At 50.2% G+C, this 12,905-nt stretch carries 8 protein-coding genes; all 8 read left to right on the forward strand.

Annotated elements, in window-relative coordinates; genetic code table 11:
• Positions 1–2 precede the first annotated feature (2 nt).
• The 8 genes from ACFOET_RS03590 (at position 3) to ACFOET_RS03625 (ending at position 12,903) form a co-directional block, all read left to right on the forward strand.
• On the forward strand, positions 3–1,235 hold the full coding sequence (locus tag ACFOET_RS03590) for a hypothetical protein (RefSeq protein WP_379019655.1): 1,233 nt from the start codon (positions 3–5) through the stop codon (positions 1,233–1,235).
• A gap of 59 nt (positions 1,236–1,294) precedes the next feature.
• The gene (locus ACFOET_RS03595) at positions 1,295–2,401 is read left to right on the forward strand and encodes a fasciclin domain-containing protein (protein ID WP_379019657.1); all 1,107 of its coding nucleotides are present in this window, start codon (positions 1,295–1,297) and stop codon (positions 2,399–2,401) included.
• Positions 2,402–2,407: 6 nt separating this feature from the next.
• Positions 2,408–3,856: a fasciclin domain-containing protein gene (locus ACFOET_RS03600; RefSeq protein WP_379019659.1), complete on the forward strand. Its 1,449-nt coding sequence runs from the start codon at positions 2,408–2,410 to the stop codon at positions 3,854–3,856.
• Between the two features lie 6 nt (positions 3,857–3,862).
• Positions 3,863–4,846: a fasciclin domain-containing protein gene (locus ACFOET_RS03605; protein WP_379019661.1), complete on the forward strand. Its 984-nt coding sequence runs from the start codon at positions 3,863–3,865 to the stop codon at positions 4,844–4,846.
• Between the two features lie 10 nt (positions 4,847–4,856).
• Complete coding sequence (locus tag ACFOET_RS03610) at positions 4,857–7,088, forward strand: IPT/TIG domain-containing protein (RefSeq protein ID WP_379019663.1); 2,232 nt, start codon at positions 4,857–4,859, stop codon at positions 7,086–7,088.
• Between the two features lie 80 nt (positions 7,089–7,168).
• Positions 7,169–10,513, forward strand: coding sequence for a SusC/RagA family TonB-linked outer membrane protein (locus ACFOET_RS03615; RefSeq protein WP_379019665.1), 3,345 nt, complete (start codon positions 7,169–7,171; stop codon positions 10,511–10,513).
• A 16-nt stretch (positions 10,514–10,529) separates the two neighbouring features.
• On the forward strand, positions 10,530–12,005 hold the full coding sequence (locus tag ACFOET_RS03620; RefSeq protein ID WP_379019667.1) for a RagB/SusD family nutrient uptake outer membrane protein: 1,476 nt from the start codon (positions 10,530–10,532) through the stop codon (positions 12,003–12,005).
• A gap of 34 nt (positions 12,006–12,039) precedes the next feature.
• Positions 12,040–12,903 (forward strand): zinc-binding metallopeptidase, encoded by an 864-nt coding sequence (locus ACFOET_RS03625; RefSeq protein WP_379019669.1) that lies wholly within the window; start codon positions 12,040–12,042, stop codon positions 12,901–12,903.
• Positions 12,904–12,905 lie beyond the last annotated feature (2 nt).

Raw genomic sequence — 12,905 nt, forward strand, 5'->3', positions numbered from 1 at the left:
ACATGAGACGAAAGACTTTTTACTTATTATTTTTTACAATGTACGCGGCCAGCTGTGCGAAAATCGAGCACAAGGTCATACACGAACCTGCTTACCTGCGCGTGTTCAATAACCTCAACTTCCGCGTGACGATTGACAATCAACACCAGACCCTGTCCACGCTCACCATGCTCATCAATCCGGAATATGGTGCGGACGGTTTGCCCATTTCGGCTGAGACTGTGGGGGATTTTCTGGTAACCCGAGAGCCTTACGCCCCGCCCTATCCGTCGCACATCGGCAACGCATTGGACGTGTACAACCCTGAATACCCCGGCAAGGAACGAGTGATCGCAGGCCCCATCCTAAATGGGTTTGACCTGAGCAGCTGGGCGCAGATCCCTTCTGGTCAGATGCGAATCGCTTTTTACGCCCGGCCGAGAAGCGAAGTACCCTTTTTTGAATTGGAAGCCCGTTACCGCGCTGCGCTGCTTATTGATACGGTGCTGAATTTGCAGGCAAAGGAGGTCTATACGATGCACGTATTACAGAAAGATTTTAATACAAAGGAAAACGGCATCCTGCTGCGGCAGGAAAATTTTCACAAGTTGGCGCTGGCCGATTCGCTGTTGTATATCAATTTCTATAATATGAGCGCCAAAGGTTTTTGGGAGGCATCCGATGGATTAAAACCAGCGAACAGAAATCACTTTTTAGGCATTAGCGGTAGCGCCAACTTTTTTGGTATACGCGATGAAATGAATGTTTATTATTCGCTATACGACCATAGGACAACTCGCCCGGACCCCATTGCCGCTCATACCAATGTGTTCTTAACCCATTTAATGCGAGATACCGAAAGCCCTGCCGTGGCCCGGTATCATCCCTTGCCGTTGTTTGCGGGTAGTCACGCTGACGCTATCCAATCTTTTTTGCTTCAATCTATTAGTTTGCTTGCGCCTCAATATGATGGCACTGATATACCAAATCAGTCTGCGCAGCTGTACTTTACCCCGTATTCATATGCACATATTGTATTTTCTCGGCACACCGGGGCTTCAAATAGAGATATCCCTTGGAATGGATGGGGTAGCAGTTTGATTAATAACGGAATAGCGCTTCCTAATTTGATTGTGCAAACGCATTCCGGGGTAAACAATCCGCGCTCGTTTTCTACGGTCAACAGTCTTGAAGTGGTCAATGAAACGGTATACCTGACTACGGTGCAGCGCGTGTATGATCCGCCTATTTATTAGCTATCTCTGCTTTTTGAGGATAAGGAAGCTATTTAAACAACATTGTGATGATAAACAAGATGACATCAATAATAACAGGGCATTCGGCACTGTGGCGGAAATTTTCCGTTTTACTTCTTGCTTTTTGCTTTTTTTCCTGTGAGAAGCAAGATATCCGGCTGAACAACCCGAATGATACCTTACGACCAGCGGCTGAATTTATACGCAACAATTATGAGTATAGCTTGTTTTCGGCCGCCATTGAATACGCAGGACTCGTAGACACACTCAACGGTCGCGGTCCGTACACTATTATGGCGCCCAATGATGAGGCGTTCCGCCGGATTGGAATCAGCCGTCCGGAACATTTTCAGCGGCTGGGTGCCGACAGCGTCCGCAAGCTGGTACTAACGCACATACTCGCCGAAGAAATGTATATAGAAGATATCCCTTTCAATACGACAAATAACCAGTACACCAACTTAATGGGAAATGAGCTAAGGTTTGCCAGGGTAAACCTAAATGCCGACAATCCGAACTTGAATCCGAGGATCGTTTCGTGGGTGAACGGCGTGCCAATAGCTATGGGCAATCGCCATAATATCAACATCAGCAATGGTATTTTTCATGAGTTGACCGAGTTATTGAAATATCATGAGGGGAATGCGCAGGACTGGCTGGAAACACAAGGCAATTATGAGGTGCTGATTGCCGGCTTGAAACGCTTTGGATATTGGGATAGGCTTACCGATGGCCAGCGGTGGACCATCATGGCTCCTTCTGATGAGGTATTTGAGAATCATGGCATTACGTTGGAAAGAGTGTCGCAATTGAGTACTACATATTATGGAAAACGCCTGTTTGGCGCATATCTTTTCCCAGAACGGTTTTTTCTGAATGAACTACTGTTGTTCAATTCTGGCATTCGGGGCGTAGCATCATACAATATATACACACCAATCGTAGGGGATGAGGCGTATAGCAATGGGCTAGGTTTGGATGGCTACTTCTTCGTTAATAAGACATATGCCCTGGAAAACCGTTGGCAAATCATTCACAGTATACCCTTTAACTATTACTATTTTGGTGGCTCCGCCAACTTGCCGGTTGCCAATCATCACACAAATAGTGGAATAATACATCAGATTAACGGGGTGATATTGCTGCCAGAACAAGCTATTAATTGATAGGATATGAAAAATTCATGCTTAACTTATTTATTTAAGCTAACACGTACCTTGGGAATCATTCTCGTTGCATTGACGTTCTTCTTGTCGTGTAACAAGAAGGAATTTATGCCGCCGCAGGAGGGAGAAGCAGTTGCCTTTGTTGACACTACACTGACGGTCCAAGCGTATATGGCCGAGGATACCGAGCATTCGCTGTTCTGGCGGGCCTGGAGGCGCAGTGGTATTGTATCGCAGTTACACGCCCTTAATCCGGACTACCGCTTCACCGTCTTTCTGCCCAGCAATGCAGCTATGCAAGAAGCCGGACTGGACGTTTCATGGATTAGCAGAGCTTCCCAACAGCAATTGGATAGTGTTGTCCAATACCATGTAATTCCGATACAGATAACTCCAGAATCCTTTGCAGCACAAACGTTGTACACGGGAACCATTGGGCTGGAAACCATGCGATTAGAGCGTGACTATGTGAAGACTGTCCATCGGCAAAGTGCTAATAATGACGTTCCCATGAACTTCCGTTATAAAGTTAGCCTGATAAATGGAAAGGTTCGTATTAATAACCAAAATGTAGGCGAGGCAATTCAATGCAAATTGCTGAAGGGGGGAACGGTTTTCCCCATAAACCGCGTGCTACAAAAGCCCCGGAAGAGCACCCGGCAGGTGCTTGTTGAAGATGGGCGGTTTTCGCTTTTCTTGGGTATTCGACGATATAACGACAGTTTATATAACGTATTGGCAAACGGCGAAGCTTCGAAAACCATTTCCGTCCCTTATGAGAGCAACCAGTATGTCGCAGGTGTTAGACTCTGGTTTAGTTTTTATCGGTGGGAGGCATCGTATGTTGCGCCGATGCTGAACTATCTTTCAGATATTCATTACCAATATGACCATATGAGCGGAGCGTTTTTATCCGTTAAGCAGATTTTTCCATTGACCGTGCTGATTCCTACAGACGAGGCCTTTCATAGGGCGGGTTTCCAAACGTTGGATGACCTGATCGCCTTCAACCACCGCGTGCCACTTGCGGAATCCTATGATGGCATAGCACGCTGCCTACCAACGGACAGCATATTGAACTACCATTTTATGGGGGCGAATACTCGTGCGACTCCGAATTTGATTTTTAGCAAAAACCGGAATCAGTACATCAGCGGTGCTATAGTTCCGCAACCTCCCTTAATTTATTATGCTAACGAACTACGAAACGAATGGATAGGTAATCTCATGGTAGATCAACATATGTTACGTATAGATATTGGTTCATCACACGAATTACATGCTGGTGTACCGCCACTGGACTTTATCCGCGATGGGGAAGAAGCCGTGCAGGTGAGGGTCAAAGGCTCGGAATATGAGCCGGCTACCTTGATTGAAAAGGATATTGAAACCTACACGGGCGTCATTCATGTGCTCGACCGTCTGCTCGTGCCGCCCGGCTTTAAACTAAATTGATAAAACATGCTACAACGCAAAACGCTCTGGATATTGTGCCCGCTGGCATGCGTGGCAATTGGCTTCCTTGCCTGCGATAAGCAGGAGGTATACCGGGAAGTGGATTATAACCGCATCACCGCTATTGTAAACGATAATTTTAACCTTTCCTCCTTTGCTGTGGCATTAGATCGTACCGGCATGGACGAAGTGCTGCAGGAAGAGGAAGGCCCTTTCACCGTACTGATACCTTCGGACGAGGCGTTTCGTCACAGCGGACTAAGCAATGTGAGGACGATGTCCGCAGCTCGGCTTGGCCCGTTGGTGAACTACCACATCCTAAATGGTCGATATGAATTGGAGAAATTCCCCTATCTTCTGAACCAGGAGATTCAGTCAAAGGGCGGTAAGCTTTATGTCAGCCGTTGGATCAAGGGAGCGGATACGGTGCTGTCTATCAACGGTGCACGAGTCGTGCTAAAAGATCTACCGGCCTCTAACGGGCGTATACAGATCATCAACCGGGTGTTGGAACCATACGCCCACGAAACCCTGGCCGAGGCGGCTATGGCCGATACGACGACACTCTTTGTGGAGGCGCTGCGGCGCTGCGGTTTGATGGATACACTTCGCGGTCCGGGACCCTATACGGTCTTTGCACCTTCCAACCACGCCATGCGTCGGTTTGGTTATGCCTCCATCCAGCAAGTGAAGGAGGCCAACCCTGCCGTGCTTCGAGCGCTGTGTGAATTCCACATCGGTCCTGACCGCCGATTTGTGAACGATTACATCCTGTCGACCGGTAGCTCCCATATCGGGAGCCAGCGCATGATCAATACCTTTACAGTCACCGTCAAGCTAATCCCCAATAGCTCGGAGCCGAGTGGCTTCAGTGGAATCCGGCTTGCTGCACCAGGTAACACAACGGATGTGAACATAAGTCGGCAGGATATCTTAGCCGGCAATGGCGTATTGCACATTGTGGACGATGTGCTGCGCTTGACACGATAAAAAAAATGAGATGAAAACAGAAATACTTTTCACCTATAGCAAGCTATGGCTATCCGTTTTGCTGGCCGTAACCCTTGGGGCCTGCAAGAAACCGGAAAGTGCTGGTGGCGAAACGGGGACATTAATCATTCATAATTTTTATCCAAGTAGCGGGAAGGCCGGAACGCTGGTGACCATTGAGGGGACAGGTTTTGCCCCAAAACTGGACAAAAATACGGTTACCTTCGGCAACGTGTCGGGCGAAATTGTAGCCCTTGAGGACGGTAATCTGGTAGTGCGGGCTCCGGAAGGGGGGCAAACCAGCACGATCACGTTAAGCAATGGCTCCCGAAGCCAGGAGGTTGGAACCTTTACCTTCCAAGCCTTGAGCATTTCACGGATCGATCCGGCCAACGGGCCTTCAGGCTCTCACATCCGCATTTATGGGGAGGGTTTCAGCAGCATGGCAGGCCCGGCATTAGTTACCATTAATGGCAAACCGGCCGTGGTCGCCGGTGCCAGCGATACGCTGTTAGTGGCGGAGGTGCCGGATGAAGCGGGCAGCGGCCCGATAGCGGTAAATGTGGACGGAATGAGTGTACGGGGGCAGAATTTCGTGTTCCAAGCCATCCGCAGTGTGAAGCCGCTCACCGGTGGTAAAGGTACCCGAGTACGCATTAGCGGCGAGGGTTTTGAGACTTCAGTTGAAGGCAATTTGGTCGATTTTAACGGCAAACAGGCTGCCATATTGGAGGCTTCTGCAACCAGCTTGCTGGTGGAAGCGCCCGAAGGGGTGGAAACAGGTCCATTGGCACTTACCGTCAACGGGCAGCGGGCTACCGGACCAATATTTACACGAGTGCCGCTCCCAGTAATAACGGAGGTGAGCCCCCTTAGCGGCCCTGCAGGCACCGAGATGATCATCAAGGGGGCTGTTTTCAGCCCTGAGCTGGATGAAAACCGGGTACTTATCAACGGAGTGGAAGTGCCGGTCATCTCGGCCACGGGAGAAGAACTGAAACTTATTCTGCCCGGCGGCACGGGCAGTGGCAAGGTAGTGGTGATGGTGAATGACCAACAGACTGAAGGGCCGCACTTCAGGGACCAAAACCTGGGCATCCATGACTTCAGCCCGGACAACGGGCAGGATAACCTGGAGATCACCATTACCGGTACAGGCTTTGATCCCAACCCCGCGGCAAACCGCGTAACCTTCAACGGCGTCGCCGCGCAGGTACTTGCTGCCACGGACAATGAGTTAATTGTGAAGACACCCATGAACGTCACAACTGGAACGCTACAAGTATTCGTGGGCGGACAAGAGGCTGTGGCGCCAAGGGAATTTCGCCGAACGGGTGTATCGACCATCGCGGCCGGGCTTCCAACCGTTTACAGTATGGTTGTGGGTGCCGACGGTTCCATCTACGCACTAAGTGGACACGCCGTAATCAAATTGACTGCGGAGGGAACTGTGACTACGTTGGCTGGCAATGCCGCCACACCGGGTAGTCAAGATGGAAGTGGTGAAGAGGCGCGCTTTAATTTTAATAACGCCTCCGGAATCGTGATAGACAACCAGCAAAACCTCTACGTTTCCGAACGGAACAACAACGAAATCCGAAAAATTACCCCAAATGGCATGGTCAGTCGATTCGTAACCCTAAACCAACCTGGCAGAATGACGATGACTGCTGGCAATGTGATTCTCGCGGAGGCCGGAGGAAACCTCCACCGGATATCTCCTCAAGGTGAAATAACGCGTCTGGTACCTAACAGGCACTCGCTACTCGCTTACCCGGCGATATCGACTGCCGGTATTGCCATAGATCAAACCGGAATGATTTATTTCTTGCATTACTGGGATGTTGGATACGTTATAGCTTTTACCAACCCGGCTACCTCGCAGGTGGAAATACCATGGGCGGGAGGTGGTCCGTATGGTTCGGTTGACGGCGTTGGAACCCAGGCATCATTTACAAACCCAAATAATATACAGGCCGATGGCAATGACAGGTTATTGGTGTCAGATATGGAGTACGAACAAGTACCTCCGTATGGCCTGAACATTTTAGTCCGGCAAATCCATATCGCCAGCCGGGAGGTTTCCACCACGCTCAGATTTCCCAGAGGGTTTAGGGATGGGCCGCTATATGAGGCAGCGATCAATGATATAGGGACTGGTACGATGGTTTGGGGGCCCAATGGCGACATCTACTTTTACCAAAACAACGGGCAGGCCATCCGCAGGATATTCCTGCGGTAAGTCGTGCCGCGCCGGCCGAGGCCCTCGGAATAGGATAAAAGTGCAATGAATAAAGACAACAATAGAAAATTAGACGATATATGAAGTTCAGTTTGATAACGGTAGCTATTGCATTGGCTACGGTAGTCATCAGCCCGCTGTCGGCAACATCAGCCGGTCTTCCGGCGATCTTGACGCAGCAACGCATCACCGGTAAGGTGACTGATCCTGCCGGTAGGCCACTGGCTGGTGTAAGTGTGATCGTTAAGGGAACCAATACCAGCGTACCTACGGGTGCGGATGGCTCCTTCGCAATTCAAGCTCCATCAGACGCCATACTGGTCGTCCGCCTGATGGGCTACGCCACCCGGGAAGTCTCTGTAGCGGGTCAAACTACACTTTCCATCACCCTTGAATCTGACGTGCAGATGCTTGAAGACGTGGTCGTCACAGGCTATCAAACCGTAAATAAACGCCGTTTTACCGGTGCATCGGCAACGCTGAAGGCGGACGATGTGAAGCGTGAGGGCGTAGCCGACGTGAGCCGGATGCTGGAAGGACAGGTGGCAGGCGTATCGGTGCAAAATGTATCGGGCACATTCGGTGCAGCCCCAAAGATTCGGATCCGAGGAGCTTCCTCCATCAATGGCGACAACAAACCGCTGTGGGTAGTGGACGGCATCATCCTCGAAGATGTGGTCAATGTGTCCAACGAGCAGCTCTCGACTGGCGACCCTTCTACGTTGATCGGATCTTCGGTGGCGGGCTTGAATCCTGACGATATTGAAAGTTTCGAGATACTCAAAGACGCAGCCGCTACTTCGTTATATGGTGCCCGGGCGATGAATGGGGTGATCGTGATCACCACTAAAAAAGGCCGCATCGGCGAACCGGTAGTATCCTATACTGGAAATTTTTCAACCTACCTGAAACCTACTTACCGGCAGTTCAATATCATGAATTCTTACGACCAGGTATCGCTTTATGCCGAACTTGAACGCAAGGGTTGGCTTAACTACGGCGAAACGGCCCGTGCAGTAAACGGTGGTATTTATACCAAAATGGCTGATCTAATTAATCAGTATGACGCGACAAACGGGCAGTTTGGACTGCGCAACGATCCGGAAAGTCGCCGTGCGTTTCTTGAACGGTATGCGTATGCCAACACCGATTGGTTCGACATCCTGTTCGACAATTCGCTCATGCAAGAACACGCGCTCAGTGTGTCCAGCGGAACGGAAAAGTCTCAGCTCTATGTTTCTACGAGCTACCTGAACGATAACGGATGGAGCAAAGGCGATGCGGTGGAGCGGTTTACCGGAAATATGCGGGCGACTTTCACGCCGAACAGCCGACTGAGCTATGGCATTATTACCCAAGGTGCTATCCGCAACCAAAAGGCCCCGGGTACCTTAGGGCGCGTAAGCAACGCTGTAAGTGGAGAGTTGAGCCGCGACTTCGACATCAATCCATACAGTTATGCGCTGAATACCAGCCGGGCACTAACAGCCTACGATGAAAACGGTGAACAGGAATATTTCCGTCGGAACTTTGCGCCGTTCAACATCCTCCATGAGCTGGAAAACAATACGTTAGACCTTAGTTTCATGGATCTTAAGGTGCAGGGTGACCTGCGGTACAACGTTTTGAATAACCTTAAATTTTCCTTTGAAGGGGCTTATCGCTACGCGAAGACCAATCAAGAGCATAGCGTACATGAGAATTCAAACATGCCAGAGGCGTACCGCGCGGATGGTGACGCCACGATCCGTACGGCAAATAAGTTCTTGTATCGGAATCCAGACGACCCGGAGGCGGAGCCGGTCTCGGTGTTGCCTTATGGTGGGTTTTATATCACCAATGACACGTACCTTACCAGCTACAATCTACGAAATTCATTGGATTACAGCAGTCGGATTGGTGCCGACCATCACGTTCGAGGCTATGGATTTATGGAATTGCGGTATGCCGACAGGCAATTCAAGGAGTTTAATGGCTACGGCTATCAGTTTGATAAGGGTGGCACGCCCTACGTGGATCCCAACTTCATGAAGATGGTCATTGAAGCCAATCAGGACTATTATTCAATGACCCGTCGGTTTGACCGCTTCTTGGCATATGGCCTGAATGGTGGCTACACCTATAAAGACAAGTACAACGTCGCAGGCACTGTGCGCTATGATGGCTCCAATTTGATGGGCCGTACGCGCACGGCACGCTGGTTGCCGACATGGAACCTGAGTGGTTCATGGAATGTGGACGGGGAAGATTTCTTTGCCAGGCAGCGTATGCTCAGCCGGGCGACACTGCGTGCCAGCTACGGGTTAACGGCAAGCAGTGGACCAGCGACAAACTCCAGTGTGGTTTTGCGTAATGCATCGGCCAATCGCCCGTACTTGACGGAACGCGAATCGGTAATTTACTTGGCCAACCTCGAAAACTCGGAGCTGACCTGGGAGAAAATGTACAAGCTGAATGTAGGGGCAGATGTGGGCTTCTTGGAAAACCGGCTCTCGCTGACGGTAGACTACTATAACCACCAGAGTTACGACTTGATTGGTTTGGTGCGTACCGGAGGGATGGGAGGTGAGTCTGTTAAAGTGGCGAATTATGCCGACATGAAGGCGAACGGTGTAGAGGCTACCCTGAACGGCACGGTACTGCAATGGAGTGACTGGAAGTGGACTTCCCAACTCAATTTCGGCTTCAATAAGTCAGAAATAACCAGCTTGAAAAATGAACCGAATATTTGGTCGCTTGTAAATCCTGACGGTGGGGCCAAAGAGGGCTATGCCCAGCGTGGGCTGTTTTCCTTAGACTACCGGGGGCTTGATGATGAACGGGGGGTACCACAGTTTCTTAATGAACTGGGAGAAGTATCAGGGGCGGTTTTCTTGCAAGACCGTAATACCGATTACCTCGTATACGAAGGGTCAATCGATCCGTTATTGACGGGTGGCTTTTTCAATGGCATCACTTATAGAGATTTCCGGCTTACGGCGTTGGTGACCTTCAGCACAGGCAACGTAGTGCGCCTTCGACCGGTGTTCGGTACATCCTATAGCGAATTGGACGCTACACCAGAGGAATTCCTCAACCGTTGGCTACTGTATGGCGACCAATCGGAGCCATCAATTTTGGATAGACGGGAAGTGGTTGACTTGGTGGGAGCCTATCCTTACAACAATTACAATTATTCCACGCAACGGACGGCGAAGGGTGATTTCGTGCGCCTTAAACAGGTGATGGTTTCTTACAATTTACCGGCAAAATACTTGGGTGCCGTGGGGGTTAAAAACGTGTCACTCAGCGTGGTGGCCAATAATCTGTGGTTGATTTATGCAGATAAGGCACTGAATGGGCAGGATCCTGAGTTTTTTGGTTCGGGAGGCGTAGCCATGCCGCTCCCCCGGCAATTCACATTGTCACTGAAAGTTGGACTTTAAGCATTTACATTTTATCATGAACAAGCGATTACTTTACCTCGCAGAGGGAACCGTTATCTGCGTGGCTCTTTCCATAAGCGGTTGCGGTAAATACCTCGATATTGCGCCGGACATGCGTACCGATTTGGACTCGCCGGAAAAGGTGGGCGAGCTGCTGGCAACGGCCTATCCACAAGCGAATTATATTCCGTTTACGGAAATATTATCTGATAATGCAGGAGACAAAGGTACTGGTAACGCGCCGGTGGTAAACAGTGCTCCTTACCATTTTCAGGATGTGTCCGATATTCACCAAGATTCCCCTACCTATTATTGGAATGCCTCTTATACGGCTATTGCCGCTGCAAACCACGCGTTGCAGGCGATTGAACGTAATGGCAATACCGAAGCGTACCAGCCATATAAAGGCGAGGCTCTGGTGGCACGCGCTTATGCGCATTTCATGCTAGCCGTTCTTTTTGCACAACCCTATGAGGAACATGCTGCGGCAAACTTGCCAGGCATTCCCTACGTAACCGAGGTGGAAGACGTAGTAATCAAGCGGTACGAGCGGCGCACTGTGGCTTATGTATACGACCAGATTGAAAAGGACCTATTGGAAGGACTGTCATTGCTGGACGATGGTGTTTACATATCGCCGAAATTCCATTTTACCACTGCCGCCGCCCATGCGTTCGCTTCACGATATTACCTCTTTAAGCGCGCTTATGCCAAGGCGTTGGAACATGCTAACGCCGTGTTCGGCGAAGGAAGTTTTGCATCAAACTTGCGCCCGGTGAACAGTGAGGCTTACCGAAGCTTGCAGTACCTTGAACTGGCGGCTCACTATACGCGCGCCGACAATCCGGCGAATATCTTGTTGGTAGAGGTACCCACGCTGTGGGGGCGCAGTTATCCAAATTACCGCTATGGCTTCACAGTCGCGACTTGGAACGAAGTTTTCGGTGCCAACGTGACGGGCGGAGTCTGGGGATATGGTGTTTACGGTTCAGATATGACACTAAATATTCCCAAGTTTCGGGAACACTTTGTCCGGCAGTCACTGCATGCCGAAACGGGCATACCTTACAATATGGTGCCCCTGTTTACCGCTGAGGAAGTGCTCTTCAACCGTGCAGAGGCCAAAGCCATGATGGGTGATTTTGTCGGCGCATTAGCCGACTTAAACGACTATGCGGCTACAAGGATGGGGTATGACTACCAAAATCCGGTGTATATGCCCGACCTCCACAAGATCACCCGCGATAAGCTGCTTGGGTTTTACCGAACGTTCAGTATGGAGGAGGCATTAGTGAAGTGCATATTGGATTTCAAGCGGGTGAACTTTCTGCACGAGGGACAGCGATGGTTTGATATTGTCCGCCATAACCTGGGCGTGGTTCACCGGACGGCTGACAACCGAATACTCACTTTAGGCCCAAACGATCCCATGCGGATAGCGCAGATTCCGCAAGAGGCACAAAGCGCAGGGGTAGAGCTGAACCCCAGATGATGTTAGTTAATAGACTTTAGATACTATACTGGATATGAAAAGAGTAATAGCGTGTATGCATGTTGTGATCGTTGCATGGCTGGGCGGTGCCTGTGACAAAGCCGAGACGTTGCCGGATACGCCCATTGTGGGCCTTGGCGGCGAAACCTGGGTAAAGGGCCCGATTGATAGTTGGCTGGACGCCGAATTTCTTACACCTTATAACATTGAGGTGAAATACAAATGGGATCCTTTTGAGCTTAATTATCAGCGCAACCTGGTGCCTATTGCCGAAGAAAAGGTGGAACCGGTAATGGCCGCAGTGAAGGATATCTGGATAAAGCCTTACGAAAAGGTCGCTGAAAGCACCTTTATCAAAACGTATGTACCCAAACAGTTCGTACTGGCAGGCAGTGCGGAATACAATACCGACGGTACCGTTGTATTGGGCCAGGCAGAAGGCGGGCGCAAGGTGCTGCTGCTAAGGCTGAACAGGTTTGAGCGATCTAATATGGGTGAAGTACGGCAGCTGCTGCACACCATACACCATGAGTTTGCCCATATTCTACACCAAAGCAAGCTGTATCCGGTAGCTTGGAAGGCGCTGAATCCGCAGTGGTACACGGCAACCTGGTATAACAACACGGATGCTGCGGCACACCGGCAGGGCCTGATATCGGCCTACGCCAAGGCCAACCCCGATGAGGACTTCGTGGAGACAATCTCATTCCTGTTGGTTTACGGACAAGCGTACTATGATAGCGTCATCGCCAAGGACGACGTGCCGGAAGCCGCAAAAGTGATATTGCGCCGGAAACAGAACATGGTGGTGGAGTACTTTCTCCGGAATTTTGAAATTGATTTTTCGGAGTTGCAACGGGAAACCCAAGCAGCTATTGCCAGATATATGCATCCGTAAAA

Origin of the sequence: Parapedobacter deserti (genome assembly GCF_042646065.1) — a bacterium.
GTDB classification, from domain to species: Bacteria; Bacteroidota; Bacteroidia; order Sphingobacteriales; family Sphingobacteriaceae; genus Parapedobacter; species Parapedobacter deserti.